This window comes from Streptomyces sp. NPDC096105 (assembly GCF_044763335.1).
In the GTDB taxonomy this organism is placed as follows: domain Bacteria; phylum Actinomycetota; class Actinomycetes; order Streptomycetales; family Streptomycetaceae; genus Streptomyces.
Genome location: NZ_JBIWGC010000005.1, coordinates 153,987 through 169,262 on the forward strand (window position 1 = coordinate 153,987; position 15,276 = coordinate 169,262).

At 72.9% G+C, this 15,276-nt stretch carries 13 protein-coding genes; 8 read left to right on the forward strand and 5 right to left on the reverse strand.

Annotated features, from left to right (window positions below; all coding sequences use genetic code 11):
• Positions 1-24 precede the first annotated feature (24 nt).
• Complete coding sequence (locus ACIQ8B_RS10740) at positions 25-870, reverse strand: siderophore-interacting protein (RefSeq protein ID WP_403546468.1); 846 nt, start codon at positions 868-870, stop codon at positions 25-27.
• Positions 871-912: 42 nt separating this feature from the next.
• The gene (locus ACIQ8B_RS10745; protein WP_241911463.1) at positions 913-1,842 is read right to left on the reverse strand and encodes a 5'-3' exonuclease; all 930 of its coding nucleotides are present in this window, start codon (positions 1,840-1,842) and stop codon (positions 913-915) included.
• A 225-nt stretch (positions 1,843-2,067) separates the two neighbouring features.
• Here ACIQ8B_RS10745 and ACIQ8B_RS10750 point away from each other — a divergent pair, with 225 nt between their 5' ends.
• The 5 genes from ACIQ8B_RS10750 (at position 2,068) to ACIQ8B_RS10770 (ending at position 8,568) form a co-directional block, all read left to right on the forward strand.
• Positions 2,068-3,153, forward strand: coding sequence for a glycine betaine/L-proline ABC transporter ATP-binding protein (locus ACIQ8B_RS10750; RefSeq protein WP_403546469.1), 1,086 nt, complete (start codon positions 2,068-2,070; stop codon positions 3,151-3,153).
• Complete coding sequence (locus tag ACIQ8B_RS10755) at positions 3,146-5,767, forward strand: ABC transporter permease/substrate binding protein (protein WP_403546470.1); 2,622 nt, start codon at positions 3,146-3,148, stop codon at positions 5,765-5,767. The genes ACIQ8B_RS10750 and ACIQ8B_RS10755 overlap by 8 nt, the downstream gene beginning before the upstream one ends.
• Positions 5,768-6,164: 397 nt before the next feature.
• Positions 6,165-6,737: a helix-turn-helix domain-containing protein gene (locus tag ACIQ8B_RS10760; protein WP_290004453.1), complete on the forward strand. Its 573-nt coding sequence runs from the start codon at positions 6,165-6,167 to the stop codon at positions 6,735-6,737.
• A complete protein-coding gene (locus ACIQ8B_RS10765; RefSeq protein WP_403546471.1) occupies positions 6,734-7,462 on the forward strand; it encodes a helical backbone metal receptor in 729 nt (242 codons plus the stop codon). Before ACIQ8B_RS10760 ends, ACIQ8B_RS10765 begins: the two co-directional genes overlap by 4 nt.
• Positions 7,463-7,632: 170 nt before the next feature.
• Complete coding sequence (locus ACIQ8B_RS10770) at positions 7,633-8,568, forward strand: LysR substrate-binding domain-containing protein (protein ID WP_106415023.1); 936 nt, start codon at positions 7,633-7,635, stop codon at positions 8,566-8,568.
• Between the two features lie 38 nt (positions 8,569-8,606).
• Here ACIQ8B_RS10770 and ACIQ8B_RS10775 read toward each other — a convergent pair whose 3' ends face one another.
• The 3 genes from ACIQ8B_RS10775 to ACIQ8B_RS10785 form a co-directional block, all read right to left on the reverse strand.
• Positions 8,607-9,293, reverse strand: coding sequence for a gamma-glutamyl-gamma-aminobutyrate hydrolase family protein (locus ACIQ8B_RS10775; protein WP_403546472.1), 687 nt, complete (start codon positions 9,291-9,293; stop codon positions 8,607-8,609).
• 15 nt (positions 9,294-9,308) lie between these two features.
• Positions 9,309-10,826 carry an ethanolamine permease gene (gene eat, locus ACIQ8B_RS10780; RefSeq protein WP_403546574.1) on the reverse strand — a complete coding sequence of 506 codons (1,518 nt, stop codon included), beginning with the start codon at positions 10,824-10,826 and terminating at the stop codon, positions 9,309-9,311.
• Positions 10,827-10,908: 82 nt separating this feature from the next.
• On the reverse strand, positions 10,909-11,643 hold the full coding sequence (locus tag ACIQ8B_RS10785; RefSeq protein WP_290004448.1) for a FadR/GntR family transcriptional regulator: 735 nt from the start codon (positions 11,641-11,643) through the stop codon (positions 10,909-10,911).
• Positions 11,644-11,728: 85 nt separating this feature from the next.
• On the opposite strand from ACIQ8B_RS10785, the gene ACIQ8B_RS10790 reads away from it, so the two are divergent.
• The 3 genes from ACIQ8B_RS10790 to ACIQ8B_RS10800 are packed head-to-tail and all read left to right on the forward strand — an operon-like array spanning position 11,729 to position 15,273.
• Positions 11,729-13,099: a glutamine synthetase family protein gene (locus tag ACIQ8B_RS10790; RefSeq protein WP_403546473.1), complete on the forward strand. Its 1,371-nt coding sequence runs from the start codon at positions 11,729-11,731 to the stop codon at positions 13,097-13,099.
• 8 nt (positions 13,100-13,107) lie between these two features.
• A complete protein-coding gene (locus ACIQ8B_RS10795) occupies positions 13,108-14,484 on the forward strand; it encodes an aldehyde dehydrogenase family protein (RefSeq protein WP_403546474.1) in 1,377 nt (458 codons plus the stop codon).
• 6 nt (positions 14,485-14,490) lie between these two features.
• The gene (locus tag ACIQ8B_RS10800; RefSeq protein ID WP_290004445.1) at positions 14,491-15,273 is read left to right on the forward strand and encodes a 3-oxoacyl-ACP reductase; all 783 of its coding nucleotides are present in this window, start codon (positions 14,491-14,493) and stop codon (positions 15,271-15,273) included.
• Positions 15,274-15,276 lie beyond the last annotated feature (3 nt).

Consider the following 15,276-nt stretch of genomic DNA (forward strand, 5'->3'; position numbering starts at 1 on the left):
GGCTGCCGCTGAGGGGGCGGACGGTCAGGCCGACGCGTGGGCGCCTTCCTGCTCCGCCTCGATGCGGGCGTTCCACTCCTTCTTCGAGGCCTGCCAGCCGTCCTCGTTGTGGCCCTGGCGCCAGTAGCCGGAGACGGACAGGTCCTCGCGCGGGATGCCGCGCTCCACCCGCAGCAGACGGCGCAGTTCCTTCACGAAATGCGCCTCGCCGTGGACGAAGGCGTGCACCCGGCCCCCGGGCCAGTCCAGCCCGCGCACGGCCTCCACCAGTGCCTCGCCGACCCTGCGGTCCCCGCGGTGCAGCCAGCGGATCTCCACGTCGGAGTCGATCTTCTGCTCCTCCTCCGGGCCCGCGATCTCGAGGAACGCGAACGCACGGGCGCCCTGCGGCAGCGACTCCAGGGCGCGGGCGATGGCCGGAAGCGCGCTCTCGTCGCCGGCCAGCAGGTGCCAGTCGGCGGCGGGGTCGGGGGCGTAGGCGCCGCCGGGACCGAGGAACCGGACGACGTCGCCGGGCCGCGCGTTCGTCGCCCACGGACCGGCCAGACCCTCGTCGCCGTGGATCACGAAGTCGAGGGTCAGCTCCCGGTGCTCGGCGTCCCAGTGGCGGATCGTGTACGTCCGGGTCACCGGCCACTGGTCGCGCGGGAACTCGGCGCGGATCCGCTCCAGGTCGAAGGGCTCGGGGTAGACCACGCCCGGTGCCGCGAACAGCAGCTTGACGTAATGGTCGGTGCAGGTGTCCGCCGAGACGGCCGCGAGGCCCTCACCGCCCAGCACCACGCGCTGCATGTGCGGGGTCAGCCGCTCCGTGCGGACGACCACGCCGGTGTGCGGGGTGCGCGGCGCGCGTGCCGGTCGCTCTGCCATGAGAGGCCTCCCTGTCGCAGTTAGGTATACCTAAGTTAGCACCTACCGCTCCGCGAGGGTTCCCAGCAGGCGGGTGACCGACCCGCCCAGGCCCCAGCGCGCCGCCAGGGACTCGACGGCGGCCGGGTCGCGCGGAGCGCGCGGCAGGGCCGTGTCGACGTCCGGGAGCGGGACGTCGTCCGCGACCCGGACGACCTTCGGCGCCACCGCGAGGTACGGCCGCGCCTCGTCCAGACGTCTGCGCTGCGCCGGTGTGAGCTTCGACCGCGGGTCGTCCACGGCCGCCAGGATCCCGGCCAGGTCGGTGAACTGGTCCAGCAGCTTGGCCGCCGTCTTCTCCCCGATGCCGGGCACGCCCGGCAGACCGTCGCTCGGGTCGCCGCGCAGCAGCGCCAGATCCGCGTACCCCTTGCCGTCCACCCCATACTTCCCGCGCAGCGCGGCCTCGTCGGTGACGTGCAGCGTTCCGACGCCCTTGACGGGGTACAGCACCCGCACCCCGCGCGCGTCGTCCACCAGCTGGTACAGGTCGCGGTCGCCGGTGACGATGTCGACCGGGCCGTCCGCCCGCGCCGTGAAGGTGCCGATCACGTCGTCCGCCTCGTACCCGGCGACGCCCACCCGTGCGATGCCCAGCGCGTCGAGCACCTCCTCGATCACCGGCACCTGCGGCGACAGCGTGTCCGGAACCTCCTCCGCGTCCGGCCCAGACGCCCGCTCCTCGGCCACCCGGTGCGCCTTGTAGGACGGGATCAGGTCCACCCGCCACTGCGGACGCCAGTCGGCGTCCATACAGGCCACCAGGTGCTCCGGCCGGTGGTCCCTGACCAGGCGGTCGATGAAGTCCAGCAGCCCGCGCACGGCGTTCACCGGCGTGCCGTCCGGCGCCTTGACGGACTCCGGGACGCCGAAGTAGGCGCGGAAGTAGAGGGAGGCGGTGTCGAGAAGCATCAGTCCGGTCACGCCCCGCATCATGCCCCACCCCGCCGACAGCACCGTCCTGACGGCACGCGCGTACGTCTTCGCACAACCTGTTGCGTGATGCGCCACATCTGTGAGGCGGCACACGAAAAGTTTGCGCCGTTCGAAACAGGGGAGGCGCGGCCGCGGAACGATGCCGGTTGCGCTTTCAACCGGTCGCGGGCCCCGGCCCGCCGCGCATCGCTCCGGCATCTGTCGCCGAGACGAGAGGTACGTGTGTCATCAAGGCTTGAGGCCGAGCACCTGTTCAAGGTGTTCGGCAGACGACCGGACCAGGCAGTCGAACGACTGCGCACCAACACGGCGGACCGCGAGGGACTGCGGGCCGACGGCGTCACCGCCGCCGTCATCGACGCGTCCTTCTCCGTGGAGCCGGGCGAGATCTTCGTCGTCATGGGCCTCTCGGGCTCCGGCAAGTCCACCCTGCTGCGGATGCTGAACGGTCTGCTGGAACCGACCGCCGGACACGTCCGCTTCGACGGGCAGGACCTCACCGCCCTGTCCGACCGCGAGCTGCGGGACGTCAGGTCCCGGAAGATCAGCATGGTCTTCCAGCACTTCGCGCTCTTCCCGCACCGCAGCGTCCGTGACAACGCTGCCTACGGTCTTGAAGTGCAGGGCGTGCCCCGCGCCGAGCGCGAACGCCGCGCCGACGAGGCGCTCGCCCTGTGCGGCCTGGCCGGCTGGGAGGACTCGTGGCCCGACGAGCTGTCCGGCGGCATGCAGCAGCGCGTCGGCCTCGCCCGCGCGCTCGCCACCGACGCCGACCTGCTGCTGATGGACGAGTCCTTCAGCGCCCTCGACCCGCTGATCCGCCGCGACATGCAGGACCAGCTGATCGAGCTGCAGAAGAAGCTGAAGAAGACCATCGTCTTCATCACCCATGACCTCAACGAGGCCATGCGTCTCGGTGACCGCATCGCCGTCATGCGGGACGGCCGCATCGTGCAGATCGGCACCGCGCAGGACATCCTGATCCGGCCGGCCAACGACTACGTGGCCTCCTTCACCCAGGACGTCGACCGCTCGCGCGTGCTCACCGCCCAGTCCGTGATGGATCCCGAGGTGCGCGGCGACGAGGCCGACTGCGACTGCGAGACCGCCACGCCCGGGACGGCGTTCACCGACCTGTGCGCCATCAGCGCGCGCGTCCCGCACCCGGTGGCCGTGGTCGACGACGGCGTCCTCGTCGGCGTCGTGCCCCGGCAGCGCCTGCTCGGCTTCCTCGGCGACGAGGAGGCGGACCCCGGGGTCTGCGACAGCCCCAGGGACAAGGGCGGGAAGGTGATGGCCCGTGCCTAGGATTCCGCTCGGCGACTGGGTCAACAGCTCGGTCGACTGGCTGCTCGCCAACCTGACCTGGCTGTTCGACTTCTTCAAGGCCGTCTTCACCGGCGCCTACGACGGTGTCAACGCCGTCCTCCAGGCCCCCGAGCCGCTGCTCCTCTGCGGCATCTTCGCGGTCATCGCCTTCTGGTTGCGCGGCACCCTCGCCGGTGTCCTCACCTTCGTCGGTTTCGCCTTCCTCGACTCCATGGAGTTGTGGGAGGACTCGATGGTGACGCTGGCGCTGGTGATCGTCGCCACCGTGATCGCCCTGGCGATCTCGGTGCCGGTGGGCATCTGGGCGGCCCGCTCCGACCGGGTCAGCGCCCTCGTCCGGCCGGTCCTCGACTTCATGCAGACGCTCCCGGCGATGATCTACCTCATCCCGGCGATCCTGTTCTTCGGGACCGGCTCCGCCCCGGGCATCGTCGCCACCCTGATCTTCGCGCTCGCCCCCGGCGTCCGCATGACCGAGCTGGGCATCCGGCAGGTCGACAAGGAACTCGTCGAGGCGGCCGAGGCGTTCGGCACCACGCCCCGCAACACCCTGCTGCGCGTCCAGCTCCCGCTCGCGCTCCCCACGGTGATGGCGGGCGTCAACCAGGTGATCATGCTCGGTCTGTCCATGGCGGCGATCGCCGGCATGGTCGGCACCGGCGGACTCGGCGGCGCCGTCATCGAGGCCATCGGCCAGCTGAACATCGGCCTCGGCGCCGAGTCCGGCCTGGCCATCGTCATCCTCGCGATCTACCTGGACCGCATGACCAGCGCCCTGGGCACCCAGGTGTCCCCGCTGGGCCGCCGCGCGGCCGCCAAGGCGCGCGCCGCGCAGGGGCTGAAGATCTGGTCCTACCGGCCCCGGCCGCAGGTCGCCGTGATCGGCATCGTCGTCCTGGCCCTGGTGGCCGGCGGCATGGGCCTGTTCGGCGGCACCGCCGGGTCCGGCGGCACCGCGGCGGACGACAAGAACGTCGGCGACGGCAAGAGGATCAGCATCGGCTACATCCCGTGGGACGAGGGGGTGGCCTCCACGTACCTGTGGAAGGAGATCCTCGAGCGGCGCGGCTTCGAGGTCGAGGCCGAGCAGCTGGACGCCGGGCCCCTCTACACCGCGCTGGCGCAGGGCGACGTCGACTTCCAGACCGACGCCTGGCTGCCCACCACGCACGCGGAGTACTGGAAGAAGTACGGCGACCGGCTCGAGGACCTCGGCACCTGGTACGAGGAGACGACCCTGGAGCTGACCGTCCCCGCGTACATGGAGGACATCGACTCCCTGGAGGACCTGAAGGGCAGGGCCGCCGCCTTCGGCGGGAAGATCACCGGCATCGAGTCCAGCGCCGGCATGATGGGCCTGCTGAAGAGCAAGGTGCTCGGCGACTACGGCCTCGACAAGGAGTACGAGGTCGTCGACAGCTCCACCCCGGCGATGCTGGCCGAGCTCAAGCGCGCCTACAGCAAGAAGGAACCGGTCGTCGTCACGCTCTGGTCGCCGCACTGGGCGTACAGCGACTACGACCTGAAGAAGCTGGAGGACCCCAAGGGCTCCTGGGGCGAGGGCGACGCCGTGCACCTGGTGTCCCGCAAGGGATTCGCCGCCGAGAACCCGGTCGTCGGGCAGTGGCTGAAGGACTTCTCGATGAGCGAGGAGGAACTCACCAGCCTGGAGGCCGAGATCAACAAGGCCGGCAAGGGCCGCCAGCAGGACGCCGTGCGCGCCTGGCTGAAGGACAACCCGGGCGTCGTCGACAAGCTGGCCCCGGTGGGCTCCGGCGCGGGCGGCGAGACTCCCGCCGAGGCGAAGCGCACCCTGGACGTGGCGTGGTTCCCGTGGGAGGAGGACATCGCCGTCACCTACCTGTGGAAGAACGTCCTGGAGCGGCGCGGCTACAAGCTGAACCTCAAGCAGATGGACGTCGGCCCGGTCTACACCGGCCTCGCGTCCGGGGACATCGACCTCAACTTCGACGCGTGGCTGCCGCACTCGCAGAAGAACTTCTACGAGCCGAACAAGGACAGACTGACCGACCTCGGCACCTGGTACGAACCGGTCTCCCTGGAGATCTCCGTGCCCTCCTACGTCAAGGACGTCACGTCCCTGGCCGACCTGAAGGGCAAGTCCGACCTGTTCGGCGGGCGGATCGTCGGCATCGAGCCGGGCACCGGCCAGATGGACATCCTGAAGAACAAGGTGCTGCCCGCCTACGGCCTGGAGGACGAGTACGAGGTCGTCGACGGCTCCTCGCCGGCGATGCTGGCCGAGCTCAAGCGCGCCTACGCCAAGAAGCAGCCGGTCGCGGTCACGCTCTGGTCGCCGCACTGGGCGTACAACGACTACGAGCTGACCAAGCTCGCGGACCCGAAGCGCGCCTGGGGCGAGACCAACACCATCCACACCATCGCCAGCAAGAAGTTCCCCGAGCAGTACCCCCGGCTCACCGAGTGGATCAAGGGTTTCCACATGAGTGAGGACGAGCTCGGCTCCCTGGAGGCGGAGATCAAGAACCGCGGCCAGGGGAACGAGGAGGAGGCCGTCGCCGCCTGGCTCGAGGAGCACCCGGACATGGTGGAGCGGATGACGCCGCAGTAGCCGCCGTACCGGCCGCGTCCCCGAGGGGCGGGTCCCGGAGCGTCCCTCGGGGGCGTCCGGGCCCGCCCCTCGCGCCGTGCGGAGCCGCCCCGCCGCCACCGCAGGAATCCGGACAACCACAGAGCGCGATCCGCTTCCCGGGCCTCCCCGTGACCTTCCGGCGGAGACGGTGAACAATGGCGGGAACACGCCTTTTCGCATCCGAGGTGTGCCGAGGGGCCCGGCGGGCGGCTGGCGCGAACTGTGAGGTCCGCACCGGCCGCACGTGACGGCGACGTGACAGGCGCCTGAAACGGTTCGCCGAACATGCGTAGGGTGCACACAACTCGGCAAGGGAAGAGCGCCGGAACCCCGGCGGTCGGGTGCGGGACGAGCGGCGAAGGAGGGAGCCGGAGCGATGGGCGACCACAAGGAACAGCCCCTGCGGGTGGGCGCGGCCGTGCGGCGGCGACGCCGCGCGCTGGATCTCACCCTCGCCGTCGTGGCCGAGCGCAGCGGTCTGTCGGTCCCGTTCCTCAGCCAGATCGAGAACGAGCGCGCGCGTCCCAGCCAGACCTCCCTGGAGAAGCTCGCCGACGCGCTGCGCACGACCGCGGTGGAACTGCTCGCCGCCGCCGACCCGGCGTGCAGCGTGGACGTCGTCCGCGCGGAGGGCGCCGGGCCGTGGACCGAGCCACGGGTGCGGTCCCTGGTCCGCGGCCACCACCAGATGCACGCCTCCGAGTTCACCGGCGACCACGACGCCGGACGTGAACTGCAGTTCCGCAACGATCAGTTGATGTACGTCGCGGAAGGCGCCGTGGAGATCGAGGCGGAGGGGCGCGCCTACCGGCTCGGGCGTGGCGACACCCTGTACCTCACCGGCGGCGTCCGGCACCGCTGGCGGGCCACGGTGCCGGAGACCCGGCTGCTGGTGGTCGCCGTCGCCGAGCACATCGAGGCGCTGCGGGACACCAAGCCGCGCCGATGAGTCCCGTACGGGTCGTCTCCCTCGTCCCGTCGCTGACGGAGGCCGTGGCCGTGTCCGCGCCGGGCGCGCTCGTCGCGGCCACCGACTGGTGCACCCACCCCGCCGGGCTCGACGTCGTCCGCGTCGGCGGCACCAAGAACCCGGCGGTGGACCGCATCACCGCCCTCGCCCCCGACCTCGTGATCGCCAACGAGGAGGAGAACCGGCCGCCCGACCTGGACGCCCTGCGCGCGGCGGGCCTCGACGTGCTGGTCACGCGCGTACGGACCCTGCCGCAGGCCTTCACCGAGCTGGACGGCGTCCTGTCCGCGTGCGGGGTGCGGAGCCGTCCCGGCTGGCTGGACGAGGCGGAGGCCGCGTGGGAGGCGCCGCCGGTGTCCGACGGTCACCGCACGGCGATCGTGCCCGTCTGGCGCCGCCCGTGGATGGTCCTCGGCCGCGACACCTTCGCGGGCGACCTGCTGGCCCGCCTCGGCGTGCGCACGCTGTACGCGGACCATGCGGAGAGGTACCCGCGCGTCCCGCTCGACGACCTGCGGGCGGCCCGCCCGGACCTGGTCGTCCTCCCCGACGAGCCGTACCGCTTCACGGCGGACGACGGCCCGGAAGCCTTCCCCGGCCTCCCCTGCGCCCTCCTCAGCGGCCGCCACCTGACCTGGTACGGCCCGTCCCTGACGGAGGCCCCGGAGGTGCTGGGCCGCGCGTTGCGGGCGGTGTGCGCCTGATCCGCGGGCGCGGTGCCCGGGGCCGGGTCCGTCGCCGTCCGACGGGGTGTCCCTGGATCCGCCGGGCCGGCGGGGACGGCGGTCGCCCGGGTCCGTGGCCGGCGGCCGGGCCGGCCGGCCCGTGCGGGCGCTCGTCCGGGCGTGCGGCGGTCGTTGCATAAGCTGGGCTTATGAGCAGAACGGACGATCGCGGCGGTGAACGGTCCGCGGGCGCCGGTTCGCTGGCGCACCGGGTGCCCGACCTCGGCGCGCTCGAGCTGCTGCTCGCCGTGGCGCGGGTGGGGAGTCTGGGCCGGGCGGCGCGCGAGCTGGGGATCACCCAGCCCGCCGCGAGCAGCCGGATCCGGTCGATGGAACGGCAGCTCGGCGTCGCCCTCGTCGACCGCTCACCGCGCGGGTCCCGCCTCACCGCCGCGGGCGCCCTGGTCACCGACTGGGCCCGCCGGATCGTCGAGGCGGCGGAGGCGTTCGACGCGGGTGCGCAGGCGCTGCGGGACCGCAGGGACTCACGGCTGCGGGTCGCCGCGAGCATGACGATCGCCGAGTACCTGCTGCCCGGGTGGCTGGTCGCCCTGCGCGCGCAGCGGCCGGACACGGCGGTGTCGCTGCTCGCCGGCAATTCGACGGCGGTCGCGGAGCGGCTGCTGGCGGGGGAGGCGGACCTCGGGTTCGTGGAGGGGCTGACGGTGCCGGCCGGACTGGACTCCGCGGTGATCGCCCACGACCGGCTGGTCGTGGTCACGGCCCCCTCGCACCCCTGGGCCCGCCGCAGGCGCCCGCTCGCGGCGGAGGAACTGGCGGCCACCCCGCTGGTGCTGCGCGAGGAGGGCTCCGGCACCCGGCAGGTGCTGGACGCGGCGCTGGGCGGGCTGGCGCGCCCGCTGATCGAGCTGTCCTCGACGACGGCGGTGAAGGCGGCGGCGGTCGGCGGCGCGGGCCCCGCGGTGCTGAGTGAGCTGGCGGTGGGGGAGGAGCTGGGGATGCGGCGCCTGGTACGCATCCCGGTCCAGGCGGTCGCCCTGGCCCGCGACCTGCGCGCGGTCTGGCCGACGGGCCACCGCCCCACGGGCCCGGCCCGCGACCTCCTCTCCCTCACCCGCGGCTGACGGCCGGGACGGGGCGAGGGGCGGACGGCGCCCCGCTGTCAGACCGCCGCCGCCGTGATCAGCGCACGGACGACGCGCTCGTCCTCACCCATCTCCGGATGCCACTGCACCCCCATCACCCAGTGCCCCTCGAACCGTTCGACGGCCTCCACCGTGCCGTCCTCCGCGTACGCGGACGGGATCAGGCCGGTGCCGAGGCGGTCGACCGCCTGGTGGTGGTAGGCCGGGACCGCCGTCTCCTCGGGGACGGCGTCGGCGTACCGCGTGCCCGGGACCGGCTTGACCGGGTGGCGGCCGAAGACGCCCGGCACCTCCGCGTGGCCGTCGATGTGCTGGACGAGGGTGCCGCCCAGGGCGACGTTCAGCAGTTGCATGCCGCGGCAGATGCCGAGCAGCGGCACGCCCCGCTCCAGGGCGGCCCGGATCAGCGCCAGCTCCCAGGCGTCCCGTTCCCGGGCGGGCGGCCCGGTGCGCGGGCCGGGCTCGGCGCCGTAGTGGACGGGCTCCACGTCCGGACCGCCCGCGACGACCAGGCCGTCCAGCCGGGCCACGGCGGCCGCCGCGTGCTCCGGCGCGTCCGGCGGGAGCATCGCCGCCAGTCCGCCCGCCCGCTGCACCAGCCGCGGATAGCCGGCCGGCAGCAGCGCGGCGTCCAGCTGCCACACACCCCACCGCACGCCCGACTCCGCGTACGTACTGATGCCGATCAGCGGCCTGCCCGGCACCCGGGCACCTCCTCCTCAGTCCCGCGCCAGCTCCGCCTCGGCCGCCGCCAGCGCCGCGAACTCCTCCTCCGGCGCCTTCGCCACCAGGCGCCTGCGGCTGTACAGCCCGAAGTAGGCCAGCGCCACGACGTACACCGCCAGCGCGATGAACGCCGCCGTCACGTCCACCAGGAACGTCGCCACCAGCGCCGCGCAGGCCAGCACCAGCGCCACCGACGAGGTCAGCACCCCGCCCGGAGTCCGGTACGGCCGCGGCAGCTCCGGCTCCCGGCGCCGCAGCACGATGTGCGACAGCGACATCAGCGCGTAGGAGATCGTCGCACCGAACACGGCGATGTTCAGCATCCGCGCCCCGTCGCCCGTGCTCGCGGCCAGCGCGAACCCGATCGCCCCGGGCACGAGCAGCCCGAGGTAGGGTGCGCGCCTGCTGCTGGTCAGCGACAGGAACCGCGGCAGGTAGCCCGCCCGGGACAGCGCGAACAGCTGCCGCGAACCGGCGTAGACGAGGGAGAAGAACGACGCGATCAGACCCGCGAGTCCCGCGTAGTTCACGATCCTGCTCAGCACCGTCGCCTCGCCGTCCGGCTGGAGCGCCTCCACCAGCGGGTTGCCCGCGTCCTGGATCGCGGACGAGCCGCGCGCCCCGGCCGCCGTGAGGAAGGTCATCAGGGCCAGCACCACCAGGACGCCCATCGACCAGCGGATCGCGCGCGGCAGCGTACGGGCCGGCTCCCGGGTCTCCTCGGCCGCCAGCGGCACGCCCTCGACGCCGAGGAAGAACCACATGCCGAACGGGAACGCCGCCCAGATCCCGAGCAGCCCCATCGGCAGCCAGGAACTCGCGCCGAACGCCGACGAGTCCACCGGGATGTCGTCCAGCGAGGACGCGTCGAACTCCGGCAGCGCCGCCAGCGCGAACACCACCAGCGCGGCCACCGCGATGCCGGTGACGACGAAGCTGAACCGCAGCGCCTCGCCCACGCCCCACAGGTGGATGCCGGTGAGGACGAGGAAGCAGACCAGGTACACCGGCCAGCCCGACTCCAGGCCGAACAGGCCGAGCGACTCGACGTAGTCGCCGATGAAGACGGAGATCGCGGCCGGCGCGAGGACGTACTCGATGAGGATGGCGGTGCCGGTGAGGAAGCCGCCCCACGGGCCGAGCGCCCGGCGGGCGAAGCCGTAGCCGCCGCCCGCCGTGGGCAGGATCGACGAGAGCTCGGCGAGCGCGAACACCATGCAGGTGTACATGGCGCCCATCAGGACCACGGCGATCGCCAGGCCGCCGAAGCCGCCCTCGGCCAGGCCGAAGTTCCAGCCGGAGTAGTCGCCGGACACCACGTAGGCGACGCCGAGGCCGGTCAGCAGCAGCCAGCCGGCGCTGCCCCGGCGCAGCTTCCGGCGCTCCAGGTAGTCGTCGGGCTCACCGGCGGGTTCACGGGATGCGGACGGAAGGCTCACGGCACGGCTCCCCAGGAGGCGGTGTGGCGCGGAAGGCGGTAAAGGAACGGATCCGGACCTTTGTGGGCCCATACCTTCGCGGCGCACCCGACGCGAGCGCAACCCCCGTGCGTCAAGCCGCGGCAAACCCTGCCCGGATCCGCGCGCCACGCCGTCAGGCGAGGAACCCCCGCAACAGCGCCGCCGTCCCCGCGCAGTGCTCCCGCATCACCTCGCGCGCCCCGTCCGCGTCCCCCTCCAGCACCGCCTCGACCAGCGCCGCGTGCTGCCGCTGCGAGTGCTCCAGGTTGCGCACCAGCAGCGGGATGCAGTCCAGCAGGTCGTTCACCGTCGCCCGCACCGCCGCGTACTGCGCGGTCAACGTCGGCGAGCCGGACAGCTCCGCCAGGGTGAGGTGGAACAGCGTGTCCGCCCGCCGGTAGTCGCCCAGCGGCGCCTCCTGCGTGCGCGCCAGCGCCTCCCGCAGCCGCCCCGCCCGCCCCCCGGCCGGCCCGTGCGCCGCGCACAGTTCCGCCGCGCCCACCTCCAGCACCTCCCGGAAGCGCAGCACGTCCTCGATGTCCACCTCGGCGATCCGCCGCCGCAGCTCCTCCTCACCGGCGTCCGTCGGGCGGGGCAGCACGAACGTTCCGCCGTACCGGCCGCGCCGCGACTCCACCAGGCCCTGGTCCTGGAGCACCTTCAGCACCTCGCGCAGCGTCACCCGGCTGATCCCCAGCCGCCCCGCCAGCTCCCGCTCGGCCGGCAGCCGCTCCCCGCCCGCCACCAGGCCCAGCCGCACCACCTGGAGGATCTGCTCCAGCGCCTCCTCGAAGCCGTTGCCCGCACGGACCTGCCGCAGCACCGGCGCCAGCCGGTCCCCGCCCGCGCCGACCGCATCCTCCGGCATCTGGTCGCGCCCCCTTCCCAAGCAATGGTTCCCGGCAATACCTTATGGCTCCCGGCTGACCGAAGAAGCCCGAGGAGGCCCTCCCGTGGCAGACCGCACACCCCCGCTTCCCGTCGAGGAACTGCACGCCCTCGTCGCGGGCGGCGAGATCGACACTGTCGTCCTGGCCTTCCCCGACATGCAAGGGCGTCTCCAGGGCAAGCGGTTCGCCGCCCGCTTCTTCCTCGACGAGGTCCTCCACCACGGCACCGAGGGCTGCACCTACCTGCTCGCCGTCGACGCCGACATGAACACCGTCGACGGCTACGCGATGTCCTCCTGGGAGACCGGCTACGGCGACTTCGCCATGTACCCCGACCTGGACACCCTGCGCCGCGTCCCCTGGAACGAGGGCACCGCCATGGTCGTCGCCGACCTGGCCTGGGCCGACGGTTCCCCGGTGGCCGCCGCGCCCCGGCAGGTACTGCGCCGGCAGCTCGACCGGCTCGCCGCCCTCGGCTACACCGCCCAGGCCGGCACGGAGCTGGAGTTCATCGTCTTCAAGGACACCTACGAGCAGGCCTGGGACGCCGGCTACCGCGGCCTCACCCCGGCCAACCAGTACAACGTCGACTACTCCGTGCTCGGCACCGGACGCGTCGAGCCCCTGCTGCGCCGCATCCGCAACGAGATGGCAGGCGCCGGCCTCACCGTCGAGTCCGCCAAGGGCGAGTGCAGCCCCGGCCAGCACGAGATCGTCTTCCGCTACGACGAGGCCCTGGTCACCTGCGACCAGCACGCGGTCTACAAGACCGGCGCCAAGGAGATCGCCGCCCAGGAGGGCGTCTCGATCACCTTCATGGCCAAGTACGACGCACGCGAGGGCAACTCCTGCCACATCCACCTCTCGCTCGCCGGCCTCGGCGGGGGGAGCGCCATGCCGGACTCCCCGGAGGACCCGGACAGCATGTCCGAGGTGATGCGGCACTTCCTCGCCGGACAGCTCGCCGCGCTCCGCGAGTTCTCCCTGCTCTACGCCCCGCACATCAACAGCTACAAGCGGTTCCAGCCCGGCTCCTTCGCCCCGACCGCCGTCGCCTGGGGCCACGACAACCGCACCTGCGCGCTCCGCGTGGTCGGCCACGGCCGCTCCCTGCGCTTCGAGAACCGGCTGCCCGGCGGCGACGTCAACCCCTACCTCGCCGTGGCCGGCATGGTCGCCGCAGGCCTGTACGGCATCGAGCACCGTCTGGACCTGCCCGAGCCCTGCACGGGCAACGCCTACACCGCCGGTTTCGAGCACGTCCCCACCACCCTGCGTGAGGCCGCCGAGCTGTGGGAGCGCAGCGAGATCGCCGAGGCGGCCTTCGGGGAGGAGGTCGTCGCCCACTACCGCACCATGGCGCGCGTCGAGATCGACGCCTTCGACGCCGCGGTCACCGACTGGGAGCTGCGCCGCTCCTTCGAACGCATGTGAGGCCCCGCGTGTCCGACCAGCCCGCCGAGCTCCAGGTGCACAACCCCGCCACCGAGGAGTTCATCGCCGCCGTCCCGGCCGCGAGCCCCGCCGACGTGGACGCCGCCGTCACCCGCGCCACTCGTGCGCAGACCGCCTGGGCCGCCCTCGCGCCCGGCGAACGCGCCCGCCTGCTGCGCCGGTTCGCCGCCGTCGTCGACGACCACGTCGAGGAACTCGCCCGGCTGGAGGTCCGCGAGGCCGGCCACACCCTCGGCAACGCCCGCTGGGAGGCGGGCAACGTCCGCGACCTGCTCGACTACGCGGCCGGCGGAGTGGAACGCCTCACCGGCCGGCAGATCCCGGTCCCGGGCGGCGTCGACGTCACCTTCCTCGAGCCCCTCGGCGTCGTCGGCGTCATCGCCCCCTGGAACTTCCCCATGCCCATCGCGGCCTGGGGCGCCGCGCCCGCCCTCGCCGCCGGCAACGCGGTCCTCCTCAAACCCGCCGAGACCACCCCCCTCACCGCCCTGCGCCTCGCCGGACTCGCCCTGGAGGCGGGGCTCCCCGAGGACCTGTTCCAGGTGCTCCCCGGCCACGGAGCGGTCGCCGGCAACGCCCTCGTCGAACACCCCGGCGTCGCCAAGATCGTGTTCACCGGTTCGACGGCCGTCGGCAAGCGGGTGTGGGCCAAGGGGGCCGCCCGCCTCAAGCGGGTCACCCTCGAACTCGGCGGCAAGAGCCCCAACATCGTCTTCGCCGACGCCGACCTGGAGGCCGCCGCGGCCGCCGCCCCCATGTCCTTCCTCGACAACGCCGGACAGGACTGCTGCGCCCGCACCCGCATCCTCGTCGAGCGCTCCGTCCACGACCGCTTCCTGGAGCTGCTCGCCCCCGCGATCGAGGCCGTCCGCGTCGGCGACCCGGCCCGCGACGAGGACGTGGACATGGGCCCGCTGATCTCCCGCACCCAGCTCGACCGCGTCCGCTCCTACGTCCCCGACGGCCACGACGGCATCCGCGGCAAGGCCCCCGAGGGCCCCGGCCACTGGTTCCCGCCGACCGTCCTCACCGGCGTCGACCCCGCCGCGCGTGTCGCCGTCGAGGAGGTCTTCGGCCCCGTCGCCGTCGTCCTCCCCTTCGACGACGAGGCCGACGCCGTCCGCCTCGCCAATGCCACCGACTACGGCCTCGCCGGCTCGCTGTGGACCCGCGACGTCGGCCGCGCCCTGCGCGTCTCCCGCGCCGTGCGCGCCGGGAACCTGTCCGTCAACTCCCATGCCGGCGTCCGCTACTGGACTCCCTTCGGCGGGTTCAAACAGTCCGGCGTGGGCCGCGAGCTGGGGCCGGACGCCCTGACCGCCTTCACCGAGACCAAGAACGTCTTCATCAGCACGGAGGCCTGACCGCACATGAGCGAGGACATCATCTGCCGCCGCCTGGCCGGCCGCACCGCCGTCGTCACCGGAGCCGGCAGCGGCATCGGTCTCGCGTCCGCGCGCCGGCTCGCCTCCGAGGGGGCCCGCGTGGTCTGCGCGGACGTCGACGAGGTCCGCGGCAAGGCCGCCGCCGAGGAGACCGGCGGGATCTACGTCAACACCGACGTCACCGACCCCGAACAGGTCGAGGCGCTGTTCCGCACGGCGTACGAGACGTACGGCAGCGTCGACGTCGCGTTCAACAACGCGGGCATCTCGCCGCCCGACGACGACTCCATCCTGGAGACGGGCCTCGAGGCGTGGAAGCGGGTCCAGGAGGTCAACCTCACCTCCGTCTACCTGTGCTGCAAGGCCGCCATCCCCTACATGCGGGAGCAGGGCAAGGGCTCCATCGTCAACACCGCGAGCTTCGTGGCCCGCATGGGCGCGGCCACCTCGCAGATCTCGTACACCGCCTCCAAGGGCGGCGTCCTCGCCCTGTCACGGGAGCTGGGCGTGCAGTTCGCGCGGGAGGGCATCCGGGTCAACGCGCTGTGCCCCGGGCCGGTCAACACCCCGCTGCTGCAGGAGCTGTTCGCCAAGGACCCGGAGCGGGCCGCGCGCCGGCTGGTGCACATCCCGCTCGGCCGGTTCGCCGAGGCCGAGGAGATCGCCGCCGCCGTCGCCTTCCTGGCCAGCGACGACTCCTCCTTCGTCAACGCCACCGACTTCCTCGTCGACGGCGGCATCTCGGGGGCGTACGTCACACCGCTGTAGCGG

What these genes read in the sequence shown, in the direction of transcription:
- ACIQ8B_RS10770 (WP_106415023.1), top strand. Translation starts at nt 7,633, where the DNA reads ATGAGCAGAACGGACGATCGCGGCGGTGAACGGTCCGCGGGCGCCGGT.
- ACIQ8B_RS10745 (WP_241911463.1), bottom strand. Translation starts at nt 1,842, where the DNA reads ATGCGGGGCGTGACCGGACTGATGCTTCTCGACACCGCCTCCCTCTAC.
- ACIQ8B_RS10740 (WP_403546468.1), bottom strand. Translation starts at nt 870, where the DNA reads ATGGCAGAGCGACCGGCACGCGCGCCGCGCACCCCGCACACCGGCGTG.
- ACIQ8B_RS10760 (WP_290004453.1), top strand. Translation starts at nt 6,165, where the DNA reads ATGGGCGACCACAAGGAACAGCCCCTGCGGGTGGGCGCGGCCGTGCGG.
- ACIQ8B_RS10765 (WP_403546471.1), top strand. Translation starts at nt 6,734, where the DNA reads ATGAGTCCCGTACGGGTCGTCTCCCTCGTCCCGTCGCTGACGGAGGCC.
- ACIQ8B_RS10800 (WP_290004445.1), top strand. Translation starts at nt 14,491, where the DNA reads ATGAGCGAGGACATCATCTGCCGCCGCCTGGCCGGCCGCACCGCCGTC.
- eat (WP_403546574.1), bottom strand. Translation starts at nt 10,826, where the DNA reads ATGGGCCCACAAAGGTCCGGATCCGTTCCTTTACCGCCTTCCGCGCCA.
- ACIQ8B_RS10785 (WP_290004448.1), bottom strand. Translation starts at nt 11,643, where the DNA reads ATGCCGGAGGATGCGGTCGGCGCGGGCGGGGACCGGCTGGCGCCGGTG.